The sequence below is a fragment of the Pseudomonas mangiferae genome (assembly GCF_007109405.1).
GTDB lineage: Bacteria > Pseudomonadota > Gammaproteobacteria > Pseudomonadales > Pseudomonadaceae > Pseudomonas_T > Pseudomonas_T mangiferae.
This window is the reverse complement of record NZ_VJOY01000004.1, coordinates 104,937-127,491: the sequence shown is the minus strand read 5'-3', so window position 1 is coordinate 127,491 and position 22,555 is coordinate 104,937. Positions and strand designations below refer to the sequence as shown.

Annotated in this window: 24 protein-coding genes and 1 pseudogene; 18 read left to right on the top strand and 7 right to left on the bottom strand. The window is 68.0% G+C overall.

Annotation, left to right across the window (positions count from 1 at the left end; genetic code table 11):
- Nucleotides 1–36: 36 nt before the first annotated feature.
- Nucleotides 37–624 carry a YajG family lipoprotein gene (locus tag FM069_RS06755; protein WP_143487524.1) on the bottom strand — a complete coding sequence of 196 codons (588 nt, stop codon included), beginning with the start codon at nucleotides 622–624 and terminating at the stop codon, nucleotides 37–39.
- 163 nt (nucleotides 625–787) lie between these two features.
- On the opposite strand from FM069_RS06755, the gene FM069_RS06750 reads away from it, so the two are divergent.
- Together FM069_RS06750 and mqo are read left to right on the top strand one after the other, a co-directional pair.
- Nucleotides 788–1,039, top strand: a complete 252-nt coding sequence (locus FM069_RS06750) for a hypothetical protein (RefSeq protein ID WP_407681563.1) — start codon at nucleotides 788–790, stop codon at nucleotides 1,037–1,039.
- 630 nt (nucleotides 1,040–1,669) lie between these two features.
- The gene (gene mqo / locus FM069_RS06745) at nucleotides 1,670–3,223 is read left to right on the top strand and encodes a malate dehydrogenase (quinone) (protein WP_267904177.1); all 1,554 of its coding nucleotides are present in this window, start codon (nucleotides 1,670–1,672) and stop codon (nucleotides 3,221–3,223) included.
- 53 nt (nucleotides 3,224–3,276) lie between these two features.
- Here the strand turns inward: mqo and FM069_RS06740 are convergent, their stop codons facing one another.
- Both FM069_RS06740 and FM069_RS06735 read right to left on the bottom strand, forming a co-directional pair.
- On the bottom strand, nucleotides 3,277–3,564 hold the full coding sequence (locus FM069_RS06740) for a PA4642 family protein (RefSeq protein WP_143487522.1): 288 nt from the start codon (nucleotides 3,562–3,564) through the stop codon (nucleotides 3,277–3,279).
- Between the two features lie 59 nt (nucleotides 3,565–3,623).
- The gene (locus FM069_RS06735) at nucleotides 3,624–4,109 is read right to left on the bottom strand and encodes a hypothetical protein (protein WP_143487521.1); all 486 of its coding nucleotides are present in this window, start codon (nucleotides 4,107–4,109) and stop codon (nucleotides 3,624–3,626) included.
- 98 nt (nucleotides 4,110–4,207) lie between these two features.
- Between FM069_RS06735 and dauA the strand changes: the two genes are divergently transcribed.
- A complete protein-coding gene (gene dauA / locus FM069_RS06730) occupies nucleotides 4,208–5,932 on the top strand; it encodes a C4-dicarboxylic acid transporter DauA (RefSeq protein ID WP_143487520.1) in 1,725 nt (574 codons plus the stop codon).
- Between the two features lie 133 nt (nucleotides 5,933–6,065).
- On the opposite strand, the gene FM069_RS06725 is transcribed toward dauA, so the two are convergent.
- Nucleotides 6,066–6,623, bottom strand: coding sequence for a hypoxanthine-guanine phosphoribosyltransferase (locus tag FM069_RS06725; protein ID WP_143487519.1), 558 nt, complete (start codon nucleotides 6,621–6,623; stop codon nucleotides 6,066–6,068).
- A gap of 248 nt (nucleotides 6,624–6,871) precedes the next feature.
- On the opposite strand from FM069_RS06725, the gene upp reads away from it, so the two are divergent.
- From upp to FM069_RS21820, 7 genes and pseudogenes are all read left to right on the top strand, one after another.
- Nucleotides 6,872–7,510, top strand: a complete 639-nt coding sequence (upp, locus tag FM069_RS06720; protein WP_143487518.1) for a uracil phosphoribosyltransferase — start codon at nucleotides 6,872–6,874, stop codon at nucleotides 7,508–7,510.
- Nucleotides 7,511–7,584: 74 nt separating this feature from the next.
- The gene (locus tag FM069_RS06715; RefSeq protein WP_143487517.1) at nucleotides 7,585–8,853 is read left to right on the top strand and encodes a uracil-xanthine permease family protein; all 1,269 of its coding nucleotides are present in this window, start codon (nucleotides 7,585–7,587) and stop codon (nucleotides 8,851–8,853) included.
- A gap of 127 nt (nucleotides 8,854–8,980) precedes the next feature.
- The gene (folM, locus tag FM069_RS06710; RefSeq protein WP_143487516.1) at nucleotides 8,981–9,685 is read left to right on the top strand and encodes a dihydromonapterin reductase; all 705 of its coding nucleotides are present in this window, start codon (nucleotides 8,981–8,983) and stop codon (nucleotides 9,683–9,685) included.
- A 20-nt stretch (nucleotides 9,686–9,705) separates the two neighbouring features.
- Nucleotides 9,706–10,266, top strand: coding sequence for a GTP cyclohydrolase I FolE (gene folE / locus FM069_RS06705; RefSeq protein ID WP_218570288.1), 561 nt, complete (start codon nucleotides 9,706–9,708; stop codon nucleotides 10,264–10,266).
- Entirely contained in the window at nucleotides 10,267–10,635 is a 369-nt protein-coding gene (folX, locus tag FM069_RS06700; protein ID WP_143487514.1) for a dihydroneopterin triphosphate 2'-epimerase, read from the top strand. It begins immediately after the preceding gene.
- 25 nt (nucleotides 10,636–10,660) lie between these two features.
- A pseudogene (locus FM069_RS21825) lies at nucleotides 10,661–10,945 on the top strand (DUF1244 domain-containing protein); the annotation flags it as partial.
- Between the two features lie 27 nt (nucleotides 10,946–10,972).
- The gene (locus FM069_RS21820; RefSeq protein ID WP_233282002.1) at nucleotides 10,973–11,293 is read left to right on the top strand and encodes a HopJ type III effector protein; all 321 of its coding nucleotides are present in this window, start codon (nucleotides 10,973–10,975) and stop codon (nucleotides 11,291–11,293) included.
- 1 nt (nucleotide 11,294) lies between these two features.
- Here FM069_RS21820 and FM069_RS06690 read toward each other — a convergent pair whose 3' ends face one another.
- Nucleotides 11,295–11,480, bottom strand: coding sequence for a hypothetical protein (locus FM069_RS06690; RefSeq protein ID WP_143487512.1), 186 nt, complete (start codon nucleotides 11,478–11,480; stop codon nucleotides 11,295–11,297).
- Between the two features lie 64 nt (nucleotides 11,481–11,544).
- Nucleotides 11,545–12,396 carry a formyltetrahydrofolate deformylase gene (gene purU, locus FM069_RS06685; RefSeq protein WP_143487511.1) on the bottom strand — a complete coding sequence of 284 codons (852 nt, stop codon included), beginning with the start codon at nucleotides 12,394–12,396 and terminating at the stop codon, nucleotides 11,545–11,547.
- A gap of 287 nt (nucleotides 12,397–12,683) precedes the next feature.
- On the opposite strand from purU, the gene mvaT reads away from it, so the two are divergent.
- Nucleotides 12,684–13,061, top strand: coding sequence for a histone-like nucleoid-structuring protein MvaT (gene mvaT, locus FM069_RS06680; protein WP_143487510.1), 378 nt, complete (start codon nucleotides 12,684–12,686; stop codon nucleotides 13,059–13,061).
- A 63-nt stretch (nucleotides 13,062–13,124) separates the two neighbouring features.
- Here mvaT and sbcB read toward each other — a convergent pair whose 3' ends face one another.
- Nucleotides 13,125–14,555 (bottom strand): exodeoxyribonuclease I, encoded by a 1,431-nt coding sequence (gene sbcB / locus FM069_RS06675; RefSeq protein WP_143487509.1) that lies wholly within the window; start codon nucleotides 14,553–14,555, stop codon nucleotides 13,125–13,127.
- Nucleotides 14,556–14,696: 141 nt separating this feature from the next.
- On the opposite strand from sbcB, the gene FM069_RS06670 reads away from it, so the two are divergent.
- The 7 genes from FM069_RS06670 to FM069_RS06640 all read left to right on the top strand — a co-directional run bounded on the left by FM069_RS06670 (nucleotide 14,697) and on the right by FM069_RS06640 (nucleotide 22,526).
- Nucleotides 14,697–15,497 (top strand): hypothetical protein, encoded by an 801-nt coding sequence (locus FM069_RS06670; protein ID WP_143487508.1) that lies wholly within the window; start codon nucleotides 14,697–14,699, stop codon nucleotides 15,495–15,497.
- A 72-nt stretch (nucleotides 15,498–15,569) separates the two neighbouring features.
- Nucleotides 15,570–16,301 carry an RDD family protein gene (locus FM069_RS06665; protein WP_143487507.1) on the top strand — a complete coding sequence of 244 codons (732 nt, stop codon included), beginning with the start codon at nucleotides 15,570–15,572 and terminating at the stop codon, nucleotides 16,299–16,301.
- Complete coding sequence (locus FM069_RS06660; protein WP_143487506.1) at nucleotides 16,298–17,278, top strand: stage II sporulation protein M; 981 nt, start codon at nucleotides 16,298–16,300, stop codon at nucleotides 17,276–17,278. Before FM069_RS06665 ends, FM069_RS06660 begins: the two co-directional genes overlap by 4 nt.
- Nucleotides 17,265–18,848: a DUF4129 domain-containing protein gene (locus FM069_RS06655; protein WP_143487505.1), complete on the top strand. Its 1,584-nt coding sequence runs from the start codon at nucleotides 17,265–17,267 to the stop codon at nucleotides 18,846–18,848. The genes FM069_RS06660 and FM069_RS06655 overlap by 14 nt, the downstream gene beginning before the upstream one ends.
- On the top strand, nucleotides 18,845–20,089 hold the full coding sequence (locus FM069_RS06650) for a DUF4350 domain-containing protein (protein WP_143487504.1): 1,245 nt from the start codon (nucleotides 18,845–18,847) through the stop codon (nucleotides 20,087–20,089). Before FM069_RS06655 ends, FM069_RS06650 begins: the two co-directional genes overlap by 4 nt.
- Complete coding sequence (locus FM069_RS06645) at nucleotides 20,086–21,198, top strand: AAA family ATPase (RefSeq protein WP_143487503.1); 1,113 nt, start codon at nucleotides 20,086–20,088, stop codon at nucleotides 21,196–21,198. The genes FM069_RS06650 and FM069_RS06645 overlap by 4 nt, the downstream gene beginning before the upstream one ends.
- Nucleotides 21,195–22,526, top strand: a complete 1,332-nt coding sequence (locus FM069_RS06640; RefSeq protein WP_143487502.1) for a DUF58 domain-containing protein — start codon at nucleotides 21,195–21,197, stop codon at nucleotides 22,524–22,526. Before FM069_RS06645 ends, FM069_RS06640 begins: the two co-directional genes overlap by 4 nt.
- Nucleotides 22,527–22,555 lie beyond the last annotated feature (29 nt).

Sequence of the window (22,555 nt, the reverse complement as noted above, 5' to 3'; positions counted from 1 at the left end):
GTCGACGGGGTCGGCACCGGGGCTTCGGGGCGGGGCTTATTGCTGGGACAGGACCTGGCCGATGTTCGGGTCCTTGAACACCCGGGTCAGGGCATCGCTGAGCACTTCGCTGATGAGCTTGGTGTTGGTCTGCTCGTTGGGTGCGGAGCCGAAGCGCTGGTTCATCGACGCGGCGTAGCGGCCGGTGAAGCGCCGCGAGCTGTTCTGCACGTCGGCCTGGAAGGCGGCCTTGATGTCGGCCTGGGTGACGTACACACCTTCCTTCGGCGACTGGTACTTCAGCTCGGTCAGAGTGAGGGTCAGTTGCGGCGCGTTGAAGGCGTTGGGCGACGGGGTGAAGCCCAGCAGGCGCACGGCCGCCTCGGTTTCGGTCTGCAGCCGCGGCAGCAGGTCCTGGCCCTGGACGCTGATGTTGCTGGTGTCGGCGTAGAGGCCGCCCCGGGTGCCCAGCACCGGCGACGGACGCCCGTCCACCACCCGCACGTTGACCGGCTGGCCCTGCCCGATGGGCGTGAGCGGGCCAGTGAGCTTGGGTTGCGGACTGAGTTGCTGGGGACTGAGCGCACAACCCGCGAGAGCCAGGCCGATGCCCGCCAGTAGACCGAGCGACGCACGTTTCAGCATGCTGATATCTCCATCAGAAGGGGACGCGAAATGCGGCAGTATACCCAGCGCCGCTTCCCGTCGACAGGTTGAAGGCTCTGACCCTTCGCGCCTTCGCGGGGTTCCTGTCATGCCGCTGTCACGCCGCCGTGGGATAACGGTCGCAGCCATCGGGAGACCCGCCATGCTGACGCTGCTCGCCGCCCTGTTTTCGCCCCGCCCGCCACTGCGGGATTTCGCCCTGCTGGACGACCACGGCCGCTGCCGCGCGTTTCGCCGGGCGAGCCAGGCGCCCGCCGGCGCGGGCTGGGTCGAGGTGAACGAGACCCGCCTGTGCTGGCTGGGCCAGACGCTCCCTGCCGGCGCCTTCCTCATCCCCCGCCGGCGCGCCGCCGCCACCCGCTTCCCCGCCTATGGGACCTGTCCCGCGCGCTGAGGCAAGAAAGTCGCCGCAAACGGACACTTTTCGAATTTCGCCGCTATAATCGCCCGACTACAAGGCCGCCCCCGAGCGAATCCGCGTCGACCCTGCTCCGGCACCGTCGTCGCCCCTCCCGGAGGGCTGCCACTTCGCGCTGTCCAGCCAGCCGCCTCTTCCCGCCCGTAACGCTAGCGCTTTGCTTCCGTGCAGCGTTTTCGCCGCACCGGTGGCAGAGGTCCGCACCTGGAACCGCGCCTTTTCGAGGTTCACGTTTCCAAAAGAACGTGAGATGACGGTTTTCACAACTTCACAAGAGTGTGGCGAGCAATGAACAGTTCTGCGTCGGCAACGAGCACCCCGTCCGCTATTCCGCTTCATCGAGACCTCATGACCTGTACCTGAGGGCCGGTCCGTTCGGATCCGACCACGCACGCGGATGCCGCGCCGATGCGCTCGCCGAGACCCGACGGGTTGGCGAGCCGCCGTGCCGGCCTCCCCGGCGAACGATGCGTTCGCCCCTTGCGACGAATTCAGAGCGGCGGCCCCCGGCGACAGGTTCCGGGAGGCTCCAACCCCCTCCTCCGCGACCTCGCCGATCCCCGATGACGTGCCAGCACGTTCGGGTCCGCCTGCCATCACATCCTGGTGCTGCAGTTTTTTGGAGAAGCGTTGATGACGCAACACGATAACGAAGCGGTGGACATGCTGCTGGTGGGAGCCGGCATCATGAGCGCGACCCTGGGCGTCCTGCTCAAGGAGCTGGACCCGTCGATTCGCCTGGAAGTGGTGGAGCTGCGCGAAGCGGGCGCCACCGAGAGCTCCAACCCCTGGAACAACGCCGGCACCGGCCACGCGGGTCTCTGCGAGCTGAACTACACACCGCAGGCGGCGGACGGCTCCATCGATATCAAGAAAGCCGTGCACATCAACACCCAGTTCGAAGTCTCCAAGCAGTTCTGGGCCCACCTGGTGGGCAAGGGTGCGTTCGGCTCGCCGAAGTCCTTCATCAACCCGGTGCCGCACCTGAGCTTCGTCCAGGGCGACAAGGGCATCGCCTACCTGAAGAAACGCTTCGAGGCGCTGCGTCATCACCATGCCTTCGCCGACATGGAGTACACCGAGGACAAGGCCACCCTGGCCCAGTGGATGCCGCTGATGATGCCGGGACGCGCGCCCGACGAAGCCATCGCCGCGACCCGGGTCGCCGGCGGCACCGACGTAAACTTCGGCGCCCTGACCAACCAGTTGCTTCAGCATCTGGCCAACCAGCCTAACGCGGAAGTCCGCTACAACCAGCGGGTCACCGGCCTGACACGCCAGGGCGACGGCTGGCGGGTGACCATCCGCAACGACCGCAACGGTTCCGAGCGCCAGGTGACTGCGCGCTTCGTGTTCCTCGGCGCCGGCGGCGCCGCGCTGCCGCTGCTGCAGATGTCCGGCATTCCGGAAGGCAAGGGCTTCGGCGGCTTCCCGGTGAGCGGCCAGTGGCTGCGCTGCGACAACCCCGAGGTGGTGCGCCAGCACGAGGCCAAGGTCTACAGCCAGGCCGCCGTGGGGTCGCCGCCCATGTCCGTGCCGCACCTGGACACCCGGGTGGTGGATGGCAAGAAATCCCTGCTGTTCGGCCCCTACGCCGGCTTCACCACCAAGTTCCTCAAGCAGGGCTCGCTCTTCGACCTGCCCCGTTCGATCCGCCTGGGCAACCTCGGGCCGATGCTGGCGGTGGCGCGGGACAACATGGACCTGACCCGCTACCTGATCAGCGAGGTGCGCCAGAGCATGGAGCAGCGCCTGGATTCCCTGCGGCGCTTCTATCCCCAGGCCAAGGCCGAGGACTGGCGCCTGGAGATCGCCGGGCAACGGGTGCAGATCATCAAGAAGGATGCCAAGAAAGGCGGCATCCTGCAGTTTGGCACCGAGCTGGTGGCCGCCGGCGACGGCAGCATCGCCGCCCTGCTGGGCGCCTCGCCGGGCGCCTCGGTCACCGTGTCGATCATGCTGGAACTGATCGAACGCTGCTTCCCGGACCGCAAGGCGCAGTGGGCCGATGCGCTTGGCAACATCTTCCCGGCGCGGGAAAAGATCCTGGAAACCGACGCCGCGCTGTACCGGGAAGTCAGCCGCCAGTCCGACGAGGCACTGGAACTGCTGGCGCCGCACCCGGTGCAGGAAAGCCAGGCCGTGCCGCTGGGCTCCTGAGTCCAGGCCATGGAAAAGCCGCCCGTGGGCGGCTTTTTTTATACCTCGACGAATCAGCCGCGCGCGGCGCGCACCGCTTCCACGTAGGGCTCGGCGTGGCGTTGGTCCTGGATCAGCGCGATGAAATCCTCACCCTGGTCGTTCTTCGCCTCCAGGTCGTACCCCGCCTCGCGGAAGAAGTCGAGAAAGCGCACGAAGTCGTCGATGCGCAGGCCACGGTAGGCCTTGACCAACTTGTGCAGCGAGGCGGGCGTGTCGTCCGCCGGCTCCACCGCCAGGAACAGCTTGATCGCGTCGTCGGTGATGTCCTCGCCGATCACCTGTTGCTTGTCTTTACGCATCTCGTCTCTCTCAGCGCCAGTCAGGAAAGCGGCAGTTTACCCACGGCCGGCGCCACGGCTCAACGCACCCGCACCGCGCCGCTGTGCAGGTCGGCCCACACGTGGCCATTGGCGTAGACCAGGAACTGGCAGTACACCGGCCCGTTGCGGAGCAAGTCCACCAGCGCCGCGTACTGCGCCATGGGGTAGTTCAGGGTGAGGGTACGGCTGGCCTCGTCGTAGGCCGGCCGCTTGAGGCTCTTGCCCTCGCTGTCGAAGGCGATCAGCACCTGCATCGCCTGGGGCTGCTTGCCTAGGGTCTTGCCCTTGAGCCGCAGCCAGGTGGGCGTGGTGATGGGGATCGGCTGCTGGCTGGACTGGCGCTGGTTGCCGATCACCACGGCGTATTCGCTGATCTGCACCAGGTGCTGCTGCTCGGGCCGCTCCTGACGCAGGCCGGCGTCGTCGGGCGGCAGGTACTGGGCATGGGGAAGGGCGTTCTCCGCAGCGAACGCCGGCAGACCGAACGCCAGGGCGCAGAAAAAGGCACAGAAACGGCTGGACATCATCGACTCCGGGGCGGGCAAGGGCGCACTCTAGCACGGGGTCTGACGACCGGCTGTACACGGGTCGCCGCCACCGTTCCACCGCATCAGGAGTTCCCATGCGACTCGCTCTGCCTCCCCTCTTCGCCGCATTGCGCCAGAGCCTGCACACCGGCTACGGCCTGCGCCAGCTGCGCGGCGACCTCGCCGCCGGTCTCACCGTCGGGGTCATCGCCATCCCCCTTGCCATGGCCTTGGCCATTGCCGTAGGGGTGGCCCCGCAGCACGGCCTCTACACCGTGCTGGTGGCCGCGCCGCTGATCGCCCTGTGCGGCGGCTCGCGCTTCAACATCTCCGGCCCCACCGCGGCCTTCGTGGTGATCCTGCTGCCGATCACCCAGCAATACGGCGTGGGCGGGCTGCTGCTGTGCACCCTGCTGGCCGGGCTGATCCTGATCGCCATGGGCCTGGCGCGGGTCGGCCGGCTGATCCAGTTCATCCCCTACCCGGTGACCCTGGGCTTCACCGCCGGCATCGGCATCGTCATCGCCACCCTGCAGGTGAAGGACCTGCTGGGCCTGCAGCCGGCCGGCCAGCCCCACCACTACCTGGAACAGGTGGCGGCCCTGGCCCGGGCCCTGCCCGGCACCCACCCCGGCGACGCCCTGGTGGCCCTGGCCAGCCTGGCGGTGCTGCTGATCTGGCCACGCTGGGTGCCCAAGGTACCGGGCCACCTGGTGGCGCTGCTGGTGGGCAGCCTGCTGGGCCTGGCCCTGGAACGCGCCGGGCTGCCGGTGGTGACCCTGGGCGAGCGCTTCAGCTACACCCTTGACGGCGTCGCCCACCCCGGCATCCCGCCCTTCCTTCCCACCTTCGCCTGGCCCTGGCAGTTGCCGGGGGCGGATGGCGAGCCCCTGACGCTGTCCTTCGAGCTGATCCGCCAGTTGCTGGGCCCGGCCCTGGCCATCGCCATGCTGGGTGCCATCGAGTCGCTGCTCTGCGCGGTAGTGGCCGACGGCATGACCGGCAGCCGACACGACCCCAACGCGGAGCTGATCGGCCAGGGCGTGGGCAACCTGGTCGGCCCGCTGTTCGGTGGCATCACCGCCACCGCGGCCATCGCTCGCAGCGCGGCCAACGTCCGCGCCGGCGCCTCGTCACCGGTGGCGGCGGTTATCCACGCCCTGGTGGTGCTGCTGGCGATGCTGCTGCTCGCGCCGCTGTTCAGCTACCTGCCCATGGCGGCCATGGCCGCGCTGCTGGTGATGGTGGCCTGGAACATGAGCGAGGCGCCCCACGTGCTGCACACCCTGCGCATCGCGCCACGCCACGATGTGCTGGTGCTGCTGGTCTGCCTGACCCTGACGGTGCTGTTCGACATGGTCCTGGCGGTGGGCGTCGGCCTGCTGCTGGCCACCGGCCTGTTCGTCAAGCGTATGAGCGACCTGACCGACGCCGCGCCCCTGAGCCGGGAGTTCCGCCAGTTGCTCGGCGACCTGCCGCCCCAGACCCTGGCCTACGCCATCCGCGGCCCGCTGTTCTTCGGCGCGGCGGAAAAGGCCCTGAGCGTGCTGCGCCGCTACAACCCGGAGGTGAAGGTGGTGATCGTGGAGATCAGCGCCGTGCCGATCCTCGACATGACCGCCCTGGCGGGACTGGAAAACCTGCTGCGGGATTACCACCGCCAGGGCATCGGCCTGATCCTGGTGGGGCCGACGCCCCGGGTACGCCTGAAGCTGCGGCGAGCCGGCATCCGCCGCGAGCCGGGGCAGTTGGCCTACGTGCGCACCCTGCCCCAGGCCCGTGCCCTGGCGCTGGGCTGGCTGCAGGCGGCGCAACCCTGACCGGCAGCGGGCAGCCGCAGTGGTATCGGAGCAATCAGAGAAAGGAGCCAGCCGGACTCACTGGCCAAACGGGACCGAACGGCCCATCCAAGAAGCCCGGCCGCCGTCTACGAGGCGGCGGGCCGGATCGGCCTTACAGGCCCTTCACGGCGAAGATGCCTGCCGCGTTGCGCCAGTAGCCCTTGTAGTCCATGCCATAGCCGAAGATGTAGCGGTCGACGCAGGACAGCCCCACATAGTTGGCCTTCAGGCCGGGGCGGGCCTTGCGGTCGTGCTCCTTGTCGATCAGCACCGCGATGTGCACCGAGGCGGCACCGGCGTGCTGGCAGAAGTCGCTGATGGCCCCGAGGGTGTGCCCCTCGTCGAGGATGTCGTCGATGATCAGCACGTCGCGGTCGATGAAGGAGATTTCCGGCTTGGCCTTCCAGAACAGCTCGCCGCCACTGGTCTCGTTGCGGTAGCGGGTGGCGTGCAGGTAGGACAGCTCCAGCGGGAAGCCCAGCTTCGGCAGCAGCTTGCCGGCGAAGATCAGGCCGCCATTCATCACGCAGAAGACCACCGGGTTGCGCTCGGCCAGGTCGCGGTTGATGGAGGCGGCGACCTGGGCGATGGCCGCCTCGACCTGGGCATCGGTATACAGGCAGTCGGCTTCCGCCATGACTTGGCGGATGTGCGCGAGATCGGCGGGCATCGGGGTGTCCTCTGGAAGTGGATCGGCCCGGCACGGCCGGAGCGGGAGGTGGGCCGGAAAAAGCCGGCAAAGGTACTCATCCGGACCGCCCCGGGCAACCCCCGGCGACGAACGCCGGCCCGGGAGCCGCACCGGTTCGGACGACGAAACGACATAAATCGTCGAGAGTCGGACGAAGGTGCAGCGCCCGACAGGGGCAATGCTTTACTCTAACGCAATTTTTTTGCCAGCCCTCCCGGAGTCCCCCCATGCCCGTTCGTGAGATCCGCCACCCGCTGATCCGCCACAAGATCGGCCTGATGCGCCGCGCCGACATCAGCACGAAGAATTTCCGCGAACTGGCCCAGGAAGTCGGCTCCCTCCTCACCTACGAAGCCACCAACGACCTGCCCCTGGAAACCTACACCCAGGAAGGCTGGTGCGGCCCGGTGGTCGCCGAGAAGATTTCCGGCAAGAAGATCACCGTGGTGCCGATCCTGCGGGCCGGCATCGGCATGCTCGACGGCGTGCTCAGCCTGATCCCGGGGGCCAAGGTCAGCGCGGTGGGGGTCGCCCGCAACGAAGAGACCCTGGAAGCCCGCACCTACCTGGAAAAACTGGTGCCGGAGATCGACGAGCGCCTGGCCATGATCATCGACCCGATGCTGGCCACCGGCGGCTCCATGGTCGCCACCATCGACCTGTTGAAGAAGGCCGGCTGCCGGGAAATCCGCGCCATGGTGCTGGTGGCTGCGCCCGAGGGCATCCGCGCGGTGGAGGCGGCGCATCCGGACGTGGTGATCTACACCGCGTCGATCGACGAACGCCTCAACGAGGACGGCTACATCATTCCCGGGCTGGGCGACGCCGGCGACAAGATCTTCGGCACCAAGCAGAAAGAAGTCTGACCCCCGCGCCGGCCCGTTCGCCGCGGGCCGGTCGCACCGGCGCCCTCCGCCCAACCATTCACGGGACTACCTCGATGCAGCAGTACGACGACCCGCTCTGGCGCCAGATCATCGCCGGCGCCCAGATGCTTTTCGTGGCCTTCGGCGCCCTGGTGCTGATGCCGCTGATCACCGGCATGGACCCCAACGTGGCGCTGTTCACCGCCGGCTTCGGCACCCTGCTGTTCCAGCTGGTCACCCGCCGCCAGGTGCCGGTGTTCCTCGCCTCCAGCTTCGCCTTCATCGCCCCGATCATCGCCGCCAAGGCCGAGTTCGGCCTGCCCGCGACCCTGGGTGGCGTGGTAGCGGCCGGCTTCGTCTACACCTTCCTCGGCCTGGCGGTGAAGGTGAAAGGCACCGGCTTCATCGACCGCCTGTTGCCGCCGGTGGTGATCGCCCCGGTGATCATCTCCATCGGTCTCGGCCTGTCGCCGGTGGCGGCGAACATGGCGATGGGCAAGTCCGGCGACGGCAGCGCCCAGCTGATCCCCTACGACACCGCCATGCTCATCTCCATGCCGGCGCTGCTCACCACCCTGGTGGTGGCAGTGTTCGGCAAGGGCATCTTCCGCCTGGTGCCGATCCTCGCCGGAGTCGCCGTGGGCTACGGCCTGGCGTTCGCCTTCGGCATCGTCGACACCCACGCGGTCGCCGCCGCGCCCTGGCTGGCGCTCCCGGCCTTCGTCGCCCCGGAATTCCACTGGGGGGCGATCCTGTTCATGGTGCCGGTGGCCCTGGCGCCGGCCATCGAGCACATCGGCGGCGTGATCGCGGTGGGCGGGGTGACCGGCCAGAACTACCTGAAGAACCCGGGCCTGCACCGCACGCTGCTGGGCGACGGCCTGGCCACCAGCGCCGCCGGGCTGTTCGGCGGCCCGCCCAACACCACCTACGCCGAAGTCACCGGCGCGGTGATGCTGACCCGCAACTTCAACCCGAAGATCATGACCTGGGCCGCCGGCTTCGCCATCGTCCTGGCCTTCATCGGCAAGTTCGGCGCCAGCCTGCAGAGCATCCCGGTGCCGGTCATGGGCGGCATCCTCTGCCTCCTATTCGGTTCCATCGCGGTGGTCGGTCTGAACACCCTGATCCGCCACCAGGTGGACCTGTCCCTGGCTCGCAACCTGGTGATCGTCTCGGTGACCCTGGTGTTCGGCATCGGCGGCATCGTCATCGGCAACGGCGAGATCGGCCTCAAGGGGATCTCCCTCTGCGGCATCATCGCCATCGCCCTCAACCTGCTGCTGCCGGGTCGCGACAGCTGGCGCAGCCAGGTCCTGGATGGCGAGCAGCCGCGTCCCTGAGACCGGTTCGAGGCAAGCGGCGCGCCTGCGCCGCTCGCCCTAACCCCCACGGTTCCCGTGGTTGTACAAAGGCCGACGCTGCGCTACCGTCCCCCGGCTCGACTCCCTGCTTTCCGACGAGACGCCCATGAGCGTGGCTCCCATCCTGATCACCGGCGCCGGCCAGCGCATCGGCCTGTATTGTGCCGAACGCCTGCTGGACGACGGCCACGCGCTGATCGTCAGCTATCGCCGGGAACAGGAAGGCATTGTCCGCCTGCGTGAGCGCGGCGCCCTGGCCTTGCAGGCGGACCTGTCGGAGCCCAGCGGCATCGAGGCCTTCGTCGAGACCCTGAAACGCCACACCGACTGCCTGCGCGCCATCGTCCACAACGCCTCGGAATGGCACGCGGAACGCGACGGCCACGAGGCCGAGGACTTCCAGCGGATGGTGGGCGTGCACATGCTGGCGCCCTACCTGATCAACCTGCGCTGCGCCGAGCTGCTGCGCTGTTCGCAGCCGGGGGATATCGTCCACATCGGCGACGACGTGGTCCGCACGGGCAGCGCCCGGCACATCGCCTACAGCGCCAGCAAGGCCGGCCTGGAGAACCTGACCCTGTCGTTCGCCGCGCGCTACGCCCCGGCGATCAAGGTCAACGGCATCGCCCCGGCGCTGATCCTGTTCAACGACGGCGACGACGACGCTTACCGCGAGAAGGCCCTGGCCAAGTCCGCCCTGGGCATCGAGCCCGGCCCGGCGGTGATCTACCAGAGCCTGCGCTACCTGCTGGATAACCCTTACGTCACCGGCACCACCCTTACCGTGAACGGCGGCCGTCACCTGAAGTGACCGACCGCGAGGACCTTTCGATGAATCCACACCTGCCCGAACACTACCGTGAAATCCTCCTCGGCCTCGGCGAAGACCCCGAGCGCGAAGGCCTGGTGGACACGCCCAAGCGCGCCGCCAAGGCCATGCAGTACCTGTGCAATGGCTACGGCAAGAGCCTGGAAGAGGTGGTGAACGGCGCGCTGTTCGCGTCCGACAACGACGAGATGGTGATCGTCAGGGACGTGGAGCTCTACTCCCTCTGCGAGCACCACCTGCTGCCCTTCATCGGCAAGGCCCACGTGGCCTACATGCCCACCGGGCGCGTGCTGGGGCTGTCCAAGGTGGCGCGCATCGTCGACATGTACGCCCGCCGCCTGCAGATCCAGGAGAACCTCACCCGGCAAATCGCCGAGGCCATCGCCGGGGTGACCCAGGCGGCTGGCGTGGCGGTGGTGATCGAGGCACAGCACATGTGCATGATGATGCGCGGCGTGGAGAAGCAGAACTCGCAGATGGTCACCTCGGTCATGCTGGGGACGTTCCGCGAATCCAGCACCACCCGCCAGGAATTCCTGCAGCTGATCAACCGGAGCCGATAGATGCGACTGGAGCCCGGAATGGCGCGCATCCGCGTCAAGGACCTGCGCCTGCGCACCTACATCGGCATCAAGGAGGAGGAAATCCTCAACAAGCAGGATGTGCTGATCAACCTGACCATCCTCTACCCGGCCGACGACGCGGTGCGCGACAACGACATCGAGCACGCCCTGAACTACCGCACCATCACCAAGGCGATCATCCGCCACGTCGAGGAGAACCGCTTCGCCCTGCTGGAGCGGCTCACCCAGGAAATCCTCGACCTGGTGATGCAGCACCCCGACGTGCGCTATGCCGAAGTGGAGGTGGACAAGCCCCACGCGCTGCGTTTCGCCGAGTCGGTGTCCATCGCCCTGGCGAGCCACCGCTGACCTTTCCGAATCCCGAGGAGCGTCCATGACCGACCCCGATCGCCAGGAACACCTGGAAGCCGCCGCCTTCCGCCGCCTGGTCCAGCACCTGCGCGAACGCACCGACGTGCAGAACATCGACCTGATGAACCTGGCGGGTTTCTGCCGCAACTGCCTGTCGAAGTGGTACAAGGCCGCCGCCGACGAACGCGGCATTCCCCTAGACATGGATGAAGCGCGGGAACGCATCTACGGCATGCCCTACTCCGACTGGAAGGCGCGCTACCAGACCGAAGCCAGCGATGCCCAGAAGGCGAGCTTCCAGCAGGGTGCCCGCAGCCGCGCGCTCGAGGACTTCCTGCTCTCCCTGCGGACCGGCGCGCCCCTGTTCGCCGATACCCTCGCGTTCGTCGACCAGCACTATGACTACCAGCCCGGCGCCTTCCACAACGGCGAGGTGGCCAACGCCGCCGAGCAGAACGAGGGCTCCTGCAAGCTGCTGGGTTTGGCGCTGCTGGAAGGGTTCAGCCTGGAAGACACCCTGCTGGCGTTCGGCGAGCACTACCGCAGCGTGCAGGGCGAACCCCACGGCACCGACCACGGCAACATCCGCGCGCTGATCGCCCACGGCCTCGATGGCGTGCGCTTCGAACAGCTGCCCCTGCAACGCAAGGGCTGATTCAGACGGCCGGGTCGTCGGGCTCGTCGCTCTCCGGAGCGTCCTGCAGGCGTTGCCACAAACGCTCGGCCTCGGGAAATTCGGTGCCGTAGCTGTCGTCCAGCTCGGACACGTCGTAACGCCGCACACAGCCCTCCCCGAGGACCGGGGGCGGGCTGGACGTGCCGCGTTGCAGGGGATCTTTCATCGGGGCCTCCTGGGTTCGCCGCCCGCGGCATCGGCAGTGCCGGCAGGCGGAACCGGGCCCGACCTCAGTCGAAGACCACGGTCTTGTTATCGTGGACCAGCACCCGGTCTTCCAAGTGATAGCGCAGGCCCCGGGCCAGCGCCATCTTCTCCACGTCCTTGCCCAGCCGCACCATGTCTTCCACGCTGTCGCGATGGCTGACGCGGACCACGTCCTGCTCGATGATCGGTCCGGCGTCCAACTCCTCGGTGACGTAGTGACAGGTGGCGCCGATCAGCTTCACGCCCCGCAGGGAGGCCTGGTGGTAGGGTTTGGCGCCGATGAAGGACGGCAGGAAGCTGTGGTGGATGTTGATCACCCGGTGCGCATAGCGCCGGCACAGGTCGGGCGGCAGGATTTGCATGTAGCGGGCCAGCACCACCACGTCGGCCCGGTGTTCTTCCACCAGGCGCGACACCTCGTCGAACGCCGGCTGCTTGTCCTGGGGGTCCACTGGTACGTGGAAGTACGGGATACCGTGCCACTCCACCATGCTGCGCAGCACGTCGTGGTTGGCGATCACGCAGGGGATCTCGCAATCCAGTTCGTCGCTCTGCCAGCGGTGCAGCAGGTCCGCCAGGCAATGGGATTCGCGACTCGCCATGAGCACCACGCGCTTCTTCACCGCCGAGTCGGTGATCCGCCACTCCATGGAGAACTCCCGGGCGATGGGCGCGAAGGCCTGGCGGAAACCGTCCAGGTCGAACGGCAGGGAGTCCGCACGGATTTCATGCCGCATGAAGAACCAGCCGCTCTGGTTATCCGAATGATGGCTGGCCTCGGTGATCCAGCCGTTGTAGGTGGCCAGAAAGTTACTGACCTTGGCGACGATCCCGACCCGGTCGGGGCAGGCGATCACCAGCCGAAAAGTGCGCATGGGAAACTCCGGAACTTCATGGAGCGGCCATTCTAGCCAGTGCCGAGGAAAACTTCAGTAATCGGCGACGCCCGCCAGGGTGGATAGCGGACTCCAACGAAGGCGATCGTCCGCCTAATTGCCCCACGCTATACAAGGAGTTGAACTCTCCTCGCGGGCGCTTGACGAATTATTTACAAGTTCGCTATTTCGCACAAAAGTTTTCATACATGTTTACTTGGCTAAACCGCCTGACTATTATTGTTTGCATGTATCAATTGTTCCTCCCGAATCCAAGGTAAGCCGTCATGTCGCTGATCAACGAATACCGCACTACAGAAGAGCAGATCAAAGAACTGCAAGAGCGCTTGAAGGCTCTGTCCCAGGACGAGAAGCTGAAAAAGGAACTGGAATTCGAAGGCAAACTGCGCAGCCTGATGGGCGAATATCAAAAGTCCCTGCGCGATATCGTTTCGCTGCTCGACCCGGAAGCCAAGCCCAGCAAGGCACCGCGCAGCGTCAAGGCTGCCCCGGCCAGCAAGCGCGCCCGCAAGGTCAAGCAATACAAGAACCCGCACACCGGCGAGACCATCGAGACCAAGGGTGGCAACCACAAGACCCTGAAAGAATGGAAAGCCAAGTGGGGCGGTGACGAAGTAGAAGCCTGGTCCACCCTCCTGGGCTAAGCACCTTGAAATAAAAAACGCCAGCCTCGCTGGCGTTTTTTATTGGTGCGTCACGAGGCCCCGTTATAAACCGTGACGCCGCCGCAGTTGATCCGCATATCCGCGCCACTCCAGCAACAGCGCCGTTCCCGCGGCATCCGTTTCTTTCAACTGCGCCTGCAGGGCCTGGTCGAAATCCGCCAGGGTATTCGGCGCCCCCCATTCCGCGACACTCAGGCGATCCCGGCAGAATGCCTGCCAGCGAACCTGCTCCTCGGCACTCAAAGTCTGCGGAAAGTTTCTTGCTCGATATCGGAACAGCAACTCGGGCAAGCGAGGATCATCGAAGGGCCAGACACCGCGCGCCAACTCCAGTGGATCGGCCTGGCGCACCTGCTCGCATAAACGCCGGTCACGGTCGCCGAAGAATCCGTCATACAACTGTTGTTCCGGATCGCCATGGGGAACGAACTCGTCGCGCCCGTAGACGTGTTCCAGTTTGTCCTGCCAATGAAGTTGCGCGTCGCGGACCTGCGTCGCCCGTTGCACGTAAAGCGACAGGTCCAGGCCCAGACGCTCGCGGTCCTCTTCGCGCACCACCGACAGCGGCGCCACGATGGGGCAGCGATTGATGTGCAGCAGCTTCAACGGCACCGGCAGTTCGCCTTCTGCCAGGTCGGCGCGCCGGGTGTAGAGCAGGCGCTTGAGGGTCTCGGCATCCCGCTCCAGGAAGGACTCCGGCGGATGAACCAGGTCGAGGACCACCAGGGCATTGCGATTGCGCGGGTGCCAGGCCAGGGGCAGCGCCACCGAGAGGAAATGGCGGTCGGCGGCGAACCGCCCGGACACGTGCAACAGCGGCTGCAAGAGCTGGATCTGCTCCTGGACCCGCTGCTTGTGGCGCAGGCGGAAGAAATAGGCGTAGAGGCGCGGCTGCCGCTCGCGGATCAGCCGCGCCAGGGCGATAGTGGCGCGAACGTCCGAGAGCGCGTCGTGGGCGTGGGTGTGCTCGATGCCATTGGCCCGGGTGAGCAGGTCCAGGCGCAGGCTGATCCGCCCCTGTTCTTCCGGCCAGACCAGCCCTTCCGGGCGCAGTGCGAAGGTGCTACGCACCAGGTCGATGAGGTCCCAGCGGCTGTTGCCGCCCTGCCATTCGCGGCCATAGGGGTCATGGAAATTGCGATACAGGGTGTAGCGGGTGACTTCGTCGTCGAAGCGCAGGCTGTTGTAGCCCGCAGTGCAGGTGCCCGGCTGGGCCAGTTCCGCATGCAGGCGCGCGACGAAGTGCGCTTCGTCCAATCCTTTCTGCGCCAGCGTGGCCGGACGGATACCGGTCACCTGGCACGCCACGGGATGCGGCAGGATGTCGTCGGAAAGCCGGCAGTAGAGGTTGAGCGGCTCGCCGATGGGGTTCAGTGCCTCGTCGGTGCGGATGCCCGCGACCTGCAGCGGGCGATCGCACCGGGGGTCGATGCCAGTGGTTTCGTAGTCGTACCAGAAGATGCTGGAGGTCACGCGGAGTCCTTGCAGAACGGATGGCGTCGTGCCGACGCGGCAAATGTTGACGGGCCGCACAGTGCGAATGATGGCACCTTGCCGCGCGGGGCGCGGGTGCCTAGCATGTCCGCTTTTTACAGGCTTCGGATAGTAAACGCCATGAACGACGTCCTTTCGCAGAACCCGTATGCAGCCCCTGGCAGTGCCCTGCAGGAACAACCCGACCAGGCCGCGGTGCCGACCATCTCCGAGGCGCTCGCCCGCCGCTACGACTTCCAGATCGGCGCCCTGATGAGCGAAGCCTGGGCGCTGGTGAGCGGCACCAAGGGCATCATCATCGGCGGCCTGGTGGTGATGTACGTCGCGCTCTGGGCGCTGATGAGCCTGCTGTCGATGCTGGGCATGGTCGGTTTCGCCGGCGTGATGGGCATCGGCATGCTGGGCGGCGGCGCCAGTTCGGGCGTCGCCCTGCTGGCCCTGGTGTTCGGCTTCCTGGTGTTCACGCTGCTGAGCACCGCCATCGCTTACCCGTTCATGGCCGGCATCACCATGGTCGGCATCCGTCGCGCCGCGGGCCAGCCGGTGCGCTTCAACGAGCTGTTCAACCATTTCGGCCGTACCGTCCCGGTGATCGTTGCCGCCCTGCTGATGACCCTGCTGACCGTCATCGGCTACCTCCTGTTCGTGATTCCCGGCATCTACCTGGCGCTGTCCTACGTGCTGGCCATCCCGCTGGTGGTGGAGCGCGGCCTGTCTCCCTGGCAAGCCATGGAAGCCTCGCGCAAGGCCGTCGGCCAGCACTGGTTCAAGGTGCTGGGGCTGTTCCTGGTGGTGAGCGTGGTGATGATGGTCAGCGCCATTCCCTTCGGCATCGGCCTGATCTGGACCTTCCCCTTCGCCGTACTGACCCTGGGCGTGCTCTACCGCATCATCTTCGGCGTGCTGCCGGCGCCTCGCTGAGCCGCGCCGCTACGGTTGCCTCTGTGCCCGGTGCTCGCTAGCATCGGGCTTCATGCCCTGCGACCCCGCCGAATGTCTCCGATCCCGCCCTCCGCCGACCCGGCCGCGCCTCCGCGCGCCGGGCTCCTGGACACCCGCCACCACGTGGAGACGCCGGAAGGCATCGACCTGATCCTGCGCCCCGCGGGCCTGCTGCCCCGCAGCCTGGCCTACGGCATCGACCTGCTGATCCGCGGCGGGCTGATGCTGCTGATGTTCTTCCTGCTGATCTGGCTGGGCCGCTTCGGCATGGGCCTGGGGCTGATCCTCACCTTCCTCATGACCTGGTGGTACATGGTGCTGTTCGAAGTGCTCGCCCAGGGCCGCTCGCCGGGCAAGCGGTTCATGGGCCTGCGCGTGGTGCACGACGACGGCACCCCGGTGGGCTGGTCGGCCTCCCTGGTACGCAACCTGCTGCGCGTCGTCGACATGCTGCCGTTCGGCTATACCCTGGGCATTCTCAGTTGCCTGGCCAACCCCACATTCAAGCGCCTCGGCGACCTGGCCGCCGGCACCCTGGTGGTCTATCGCGACGAGGAGCCCCAGGTGCCGGCGCTGCCGGAAGCCCCAGCGCAGCGCGCGCCGTTCTCCTTGAGCCGGGACGAGCAGAACGCTGTGATGGGTTTCGCCGAGCGCCATGCCAGCCTGTCCGCGGCGCGCCGCACCGAGCTGGCGAGCCTGCTGGCCGAACCCCTGGAAGTGCCGGCGGAACAGGCCGAGGCCCGCCTCAACGGCATCGCCCGCGGCCTGGTGGATCCCCTATGAAGCAGAGCCAGTTCGAGGCCCGCCACCGCGACGCCTGGGCCGCCTTCACTGTCCAGCTGGAGGCCCTGGAGAAGAGCAAGGCCGATGCCGAGGCCAGCACCCGCTTCGCCGCCGACTACCGGCAGCTGTGCCAGCAGTTGGCCCTGGCCGAGACCCGCGGCTACGGCAGCCACCTGGTGGAGCGCCTGCAAGGCCTGGCGATGCGCGCCCACCAGCAGTTCTACCGCCACCGCAGCCACCTGGCCGCCGACCTGCTGGGGTTCCTGCTGGCCGGCTTCCCGCGCCTGGTGCGGGAACAGTGGCGCAGCGTCGCCCTGGCCAGCCTGCTGTTCTATGGCAGCCTGCTGCTGATGGGCGGACTGGTGTACGTCTTCCCGGACCTGGTCTACAGCGTCATGGACCCGGCCCAGGTGGCGTCGATGGAATCCATGTACGACCCCGATGCCCGGCGCATCGGCCCGCTCAGCGAGCGCGGCTCCGGCGATGACTGGATGATGTTCGGCCACTACATCATGAACAACATCGGCATCGCCTTCCAAACCTTCGCCGGCGGCCTGCTGTTCGGCCTCGGCAGCCTGTTCTTCCTGCTGTTCAACGGCATCACCATCGGCGCGGTGGCCGGCCACCTGAGCGAGATCGGCTACACCGAGACCTTCTGGTCCTTCGTGATCGGCCACGGTGCCTTCGAGCTGACCGCCATCACCTTCGCCGGCGCCGCCGGGCTGCAGCTGGGCTGGGCGCTGCTGGCGCCGGGGCGGTTGCCACGGGCCGAGGCGCTGCGCCGGGCCGCCAGCGAAAGCGTGAAGCTGGTGGCGGGGGTGATCGTCATGCTGCTGATCGCCGCGTTCATCGAGGCCTACTGGTCCTCCATCGCGCTCTCCGCCACCTGGCTCAAGTACCTCATCGGCGGCGGCCTGTGGCTGCTGGTGGGCGCCTATTTTCTGCTGGTAGGGCGTTCGCCGCATGCGCCTGACTGATGCCGCGGTGGCCATCCGGCCGCGCAACGCCTGGGAAGCCATGGACCTCGGCGTGCTGCTGGCGCGTCGGCATGCCGGCCTGCTGACCGCCAGCTGGGCACTGATGACCCTGCCGGTGTTCGTCCTGCTGAGCCTGCTGCTGTGGCAGCAGCCGGGCTGGGCGATGTTCTGCTTCTGGCTGCTCAAGCCGGCGTTCGACCGCCTGCCGCTGCACATCCTGTCGCGGTCGCTGTTCGGCGACACGCCCCGGCTGCGGGACGCCCTGCGGGCGCTGCCCGGTCTGCTCAAGCCGCAGCTGCTGGCCAGCCTGACCTGGCGCCGACTGAGCCTGACCCGCAGCTTCGACCTGCCGGTGCTGCAGCTGGAAGGGCTCGCCGGCAAGGCGCGCAGCCAGCGCCTGACGGTGCTGGGGTTCGGCGAGAGCCGCCCGGCGAGCCTGCTCACGGTCATCGGCGCCCACGTGGAATGGGCCCTCTGGGCCGGACTCACCGCCCTGCTGTTCCTGTTGCTGCCGCAGCAGGTGAAGACCGACATGGACTGGCAGAAGCTGCTCGACCTCGCCGCCGACGAGAACCGCTGGCTGTGGGTGGAGCACCTGTCCAACGCGCTCTACGCCCTGCTGCTGATCGTCTGGGAACCGGTCTACGTCGCCTGCGGCTTCACCCTCTACCTGAACCGGCGCACGCGATTGGAAGCCTGGGACATCGAACTGGTGTTTCGCCGCCTGCGCCAGCGCCTGACCGGCGTGGCCTACCTGCTGGTGCTGGGCGGTTGCCTGCTGCTGGCGCCCCTGCCGCGCCCAGCCCTGGCCGACGACGCCCACAGTTGCCCGATCCCCGCCGAGGCCCTGCAACCGACCAGCAAGCGCCTGACCCACCAGGCCCTCACCAGCGACGCCGCGCACCAGGCCATCGAAGGCCTGCTGGGCGAGCCGCCGTTCAGCAACACGCAGACGGTCACCCGCTGGCGCTTCGGCAATGAGGAAGAAGCCGAGGAGGCCGGCGATCCAGCGGCGATCAACGGGTTCTTCGAGGCGCTGCGCAAGCTGATGCTGCTGGGCAAGCACCTGGAAGGGCTGGCGGTAGCCTTGAAGGTCCTGCTCTGGGCCACCCTGATCGGCCTGCTGGCGCTGCTGCTCTGGCGCTACCGCGAATGGTGGTTCGCCTTCGCCCGGCGTCTGGGCCGACCCTGGCCGGCACGTACCGCCAGCGAGCCCCCGACGCTGATGTTCGGCCTGGATGTGGCGCCGGAAAGCCTCCCGGACGACGTGGCGGCGGAAGTGGAGCGGCTCTGGCCGAGCCACCCACGAGAAGCCCTGGGTCTGCTCTACCGGGCATTGCTCAGCCGCCTGCTGCATCGCTTCCAGTTGCCCCTGAAGAGCGCCCATACCGAGGGCGAGGTGCTGGCGCTGCAACGCGGCCTGGATGACGCCGAACTGGATGCCTTCGCCCGCCTGCTCACCGGCCACTGGCAGAACCTCGCCTATGGCCATCGCTCGCCGCCGGATGCGCTGCGGGCGCAGCTATGCGAGGGCTGGCGCGCCCTGGAACGCCGCGGGGATACGGCATGACGCGGCGCTCCTGGTTCATCCTTGGCGCCCTCGGGGCGCTGCTGCTCGGGCTCCTGGCCATCTACGCGCTGGACCGCCTGCAGCCCTACCAGACCACCATTGACCATGGCCCGGCGCCGGAGGTGGCCGCCAATCCGTACCTGGCGGCAGAACGCTTCCTGCGCCAGCGTGAGGTTACGGTCCGCCGCGCCGATGGCGTGGATGTCATCGACCACCTGCCCGCGCCGGGCCAGACCCTGATGCTGCTGGGCGAACGCAGCCGCATGACCCCACGCCAGGCCGACCAGTTGCTGGCCTGGGCGGCGAAGGGCGGCCACCTGCTGTTCATCGCCGAGCGGGTATACGACGAGAAGACCGGCGAGAGCGGTGACCCGCTGCTGGACCGCCTGGGCATCCAGCAATACCTGAGCGAGGACCTGGACGAAGAGTCGTCCGACGAATCGACCGAGACCGACGGTGACGCTCCCGACGCCCCGCAGACCGAGGCCGCCGCCCCCAAGGGCGACGAGCAAGACGAGCAAGCGGTGGACCCGTTTCCCCAGCTGACCAAGCTGTACCTGGAGAACGAGGACGAGCCGGCCTACTTCTCCTTCGACACCGACTACCACCTGTACGACAGCGAGGACCGCGCCCACGCCTGGGCCAACAGCGCGGCCGCCACCCACATGCTGCAGCTGTACCACGGCGATGGCCTGGTCACCGTGCTCAGTGACCCGTGGATCTGGGACAACGAGAACATCAGCCAGTACGACAATGCCTGGCTGCTCTGGTACCTGAGCCAGGACAGCGAGGTCACCCTGCTCTACCGTGCCGACCACGACGATCTGTTCAGCCTGCTGCTGCGCCACTTCCCCCAGGCCCTGGCGGCCCTCGGCCTGCTGGTGGCCCTGGCGCTCTGGCACCTGGGCCGCCGTCAGGGACCGGTGCTGGCCCCGGCGCCCGCCGCGCGGCGTCAACTGGAAGAACATGTGCGCGCCGGCGCCGACTTCCTGCTCCGCCGCAGCGGCCAGCACAGCCTGCTGGGCGGGCTGCAGCGGGACATCCAGCGCCGCGCGCGGCGGCGCCACCCCGGTTTCGAACGGTTGCCGGTGGCCGAGCAGTGGCAGGTGCTGGGTCGCCTGACCCGCCTGCCCAGCCGCACCATCAGCCAGGCCATGCGGCCGTTGCCCCGGCAACGCTTGTCCGCCGCCGACTTCACCCGGCAGGTCGCCCACCTGCAAAGCCTCAGGAATGCCCTATGAGCGAACAGACGCCCGATACGCCCAGCAGCGCCCCCCTCGACGACGTGCCGGCCAGCCCGGTGGAGGCTCCCGCCGTCGCGCCGGCCGCCACCTCGTCCACCCCGGCCGCCCCCACGCCGCCCAGTGCGCCTACGGGCGGGGCGGCGGCCTCCCAGCGCCAGCGCGCCAGCCAGCTGGCCCAGGCCCTGCGCCAGGAACTGCAGAAGGCGGTGATCGGCCAGGCCGCGGTGATCGACGACGTGCTCACCGCCCTGATCGCTGGCGGCCACGTGCTGGTGGAAGGCGTCCCCGGCCTGGGCAAGACCCTGCTGATCCGCGCCCTGGCCCGCTGCTTTGGCGGCGAGTTCGCGCGCATCCAGTTCACCCCCGACCTGATGCCCAGCGACATCACCGGCCACGCGGTGTACGACCTGCAGTCCGAACAGTTCAAGCTGCGCAAGGGCCCGGTGTTCACCCACCTGCTGCTGGCGGACGAGATCAACCGCGCCCCGGCCAAGACCCAGGCGGCCCTGCTGGAAGCCATGCAGGAACGCCAGGTCACCCTGGAAGGCCGCGCCCTGGCGGTGCCGCAACCGTTCCTGGTGCTGGCGACCCAGAACCCCATCGAGCAGGAAGGCACCTACCCGCTGCCGGAAGCCGAGCTGGACCGCTTCATGCTCAAGCTGCGCATGGACTACCCCCAGGCCCAGGAAGAACTGGCGCTGGTGCGCCAGGTGACCCGCTCGGCCAAGGCCGACATGCTCGAGGTGGCGCCCCTGCGCACCCTGTTGCAGGCCAAGGATGTGTTGGCCCTGCAGCGCATCGCCAGCGACCTGCCCCTGGACGAGCAGGTCCTCGACTACGCCGTGCGCCTGGCCCGGGCCACCCGTACGTGGCCCGGGCTGGCCCTGGGGGCCGGGCCGCGAGCCTCCATCGCCCTGGTGCGTGGCGGTCGGGCCCGCGCCCTGCTGCGCGGCGGCGATTTCGTGGTGCCGGACGACGTCAAGGGCTGCGCCCTGGCGGTACTGCGCCACCGGGTGCGGCTGTCGCCGGAGCTGGACATCGAGGGGCTGTCGGTGGACCAGGTGCTGCAACAACTGCTCGACCAGGTGCCGGCCCCCCGTCTATGAGACCGTCGCGCGCACTGCTCGCCGCCGTCGCCGTCCTCGCGGGCCTGGCGCTGCTGCTGGGTACCCTCTCGGCCCTGGGCATCGCGGTCCCGGCGGTGGCGACCCAGGCCTGGTGGGGCGCGCTGCTGGCCCTGGCGGCGCTGGCTGCCGCGGATGCCTGGCGCCTGCGCCGCCTGCCGACACCCCGGGTCGAGCGCCTGCTTCCCGGGCACCTGCCCCTGGGACGCTGGAGCGAGGTGCGCTTGACCCTGCAGCACGACCTCAGCCGCGCCAGTCGCGTTGATGTGATCGACCACGTGCCGGCCGGTATGGACGCGGAGAACCTGCCCCGGCGGGTCGAGCTGCGGCCTGGCGAGACCACGGCGTTCGACTACCGGGTACGCCCGCTGCGCCGTGGCCATTTCGTCTTCCCTCGTTGCGAACTGGAGTTGCCCAGCCCCCTGGGCCTGTGGAGTGGCCGGCGCTTCGCCGAGTGCCTCGACGCCACCCGGGTCTACCCGGATTTCGCCCGACTGTACGGCGGCCAGTTGATGGCGGTGGATGACTGGCTCAGCCAGAACGGCATCCGCCAGCGTCCCCGGCGTGGCCTCGGCCTGGAATTCCACCAGCTGCGGGAGTTCCGCGACGGTGACACGCTGCGGCAGATCGACTGGAAAGCCACCGCGCGCAAGCGCACCCCCATCACCCGGGAGTACCAGGACGAGCGCAACCAGCAGATCGTCTTCCTGCTGGACTGCGGGCGGCGCATGCGCAGTCACGATGGCGAGCTGGCGCACTTCGACCATGCCCTCAATGCCTGTCTGCTGCTCAGCTACGTGGCCCTGCGCCAGGGCGACGCGGTGGGCCTGTCCACCTTCGCCGGCGAGCGCGACCGCTACCTGGCGCCGGTGAAGGGCGCGGCCCAGCTCAATGTCCTGCTGAACGCGGTCTACGACCTGGACAGCACCCGCCGCCCGGCCGACTTCGCCGTCGCGACCCAGCAACTGCTCGCCCGCCAGCGCCGGCGCGCCCTGGTGGTGCTGGTGACCAACCTGCGGGACGAGGACGACGAGGAACTGCTGGGCGCACTCAAGCGCCTGACCCGCCAGCACCGTGTGCTGGTGGCCAGCCTGCGGGAGGATGTGCTCGACCACCTGCGCCACGAGCCGGTGCAAGGCTACCAGCAGGCCCTCGCCTACTGCGGCACGGTGGACTACCTGAACGCCCGCGCCGGCCTGCACGAGCGCCTGGTGGCCCATGGCGTCCCGGTGCTCGACGTCCGCCCCGGTGAGCTGGGGCCCGAACTGGTAGGGCGCTACCTGGCCTGGAAGAAGGCCGGCGTCCTCTAGCCCGGCCGGGCTCAATCCGTTGTCCAGGA

Bases quoted from the DNA above. Each gene is read 5' to 3' on its own strand.
- FM069_RS06755 (WP_143487524.1), bottom strand. From the start codon at position 624: ATGCTGAAACGTGCGTCGCTCGGTCTACTGGCGGGCATCGGCCTGGCT.
- FM069_RS06750 (WP_407681563.1), top strand. From the start codon at position 788: ATGCTGACGCTGCTCGCCGCCCTGTTTTCGCCCCGCCCGCCACTGCGG.
- FM069_RS06740 (WP_143487522.1), bottom strand. From the start codon at position 3,564: ATGCGTAAAGACAAGCAACAGGTGATCGGCGAGGACATCACCGACGAC.
- FM069_RS06735 (WP_143487521.1), bottom strand. From the start codon at position 4,109: ATGTCCAGCCGTTTCTGTGCCTTTTTCTGCGCCCTGGCGTTCGGTCTG.
- dauA (WP_143487520.1), top strand. From the start codon at position 4,208: ATGCGACTCGCTCTGCCTCCCCTCTTCGCCGCATTGCGCCAGAGCCTG.
- FM069_RS06725 (WP_143487519.1), bottom strand. From the start codon at position 6,623: ATGCCCGCCGATCTCGCGCACATCCGCCAAGTCATGGCGGAAGCCGAC.
- upp (WP_143487518.1), top strand. From the start codon at position 6,872: ATGCCCGTTCGTGAGATCCGCCACCCGCTGATCCGCCACAAGATCGGC.
- FM069_RS06715 (WP_143487517.1), top strand. From the start codon at position 7,585: ATGCAGCAGTACGACGACCCGCTCTGGCGCCAGATCATCGCCGGCGCC.
- folM (WP_143487516.1), top strand. From the start codon at position 8,981: ATGAGCGTGGCTCCCATCCTGATCACCGGCGCCGGCCAGCGCATCGGC.
- folE (WP_218570288.1), top strand. From the start codon at position 9,706: ATGAATCCACACCTGCCCGAACACTACCGTGAAATCCTCCTCGGCCTC.
- folX (WP_143487514.1), top strand. From the start codon at position 10,267: ATGCGACTGGAGCCCGGAATGGCGCGCATCCGCGTCAAGGACCTGCGC.
- FM069_RS06690 (WP_143487512.1), bottom strand. From the start codon at position 11,480: ATGAAAGATCCCCTGCAACGCGGCACGTCCAGCCCGCCCCCGGTCCTC.
- purU (WP_143487511.1), bottom strand. From the start codon at position 12,396: ATGCGCACTTTTCGGCTGGTGATCGCCTGCCCCGACCGGGTCGGGATC.
- mvaT (WP_143487510.1), top strand. From the start codon at position 12,684: ATGTCGCTGATCAACGAATACCGCACTACAGAAGAGCAGATCAAAGAA.
- FM069_RS06670 (WP_143487508.1), top strand. From the start codon at position 14,697: ATGAACGACGTCCTTTCGCAGAACCCGTATGCAGCCCCTGGCAGTGCC.
- FM069_RS06665 (WP_143487507.1), top strand. From the start codon at position 15,570: ATGTCTCCGATCCCGCCCTCCGCCGACCCGGCCGCGCCTCCGCGCGCC.
- FM069_RS06660 (WP_143487506.1), top strand. From the start codon at position 16,298: ATGAAGCAGAGCCAGTTCGAGGCCCGCCACCGCGACGCCTGGGCCGCC.
- FM069_RS06655 (WP_143487505.1), top strand. From the start codon at position 17,265: ATGCGCCTGACTGATGCCGCGGTGGCCATCCGGCCGCGCAACGCCTGG.
- FM069_RS06650 (WP_143487504.1), top strand. From the start codon at position 18,845: ATGACGCGGCGCTCCTGGTTCATCCTTGGCGCCCTCGGGGCGCTGCTG.
- FM069_RS06645 (WP_143487503.1), top strand. From the start codon at position 20,086: ATGAGCGAACAGACGCCCGATACGCCCAGCAGCGCCCCCCTCGACGAC.
- FM069_RS06640 (WP_143487502.1), top strand. From the start codon at position 21,195: ATGAGACCGTCGCGCGCACTGCTCGCCGCCGTCGCCGTCCTCGCGGGC.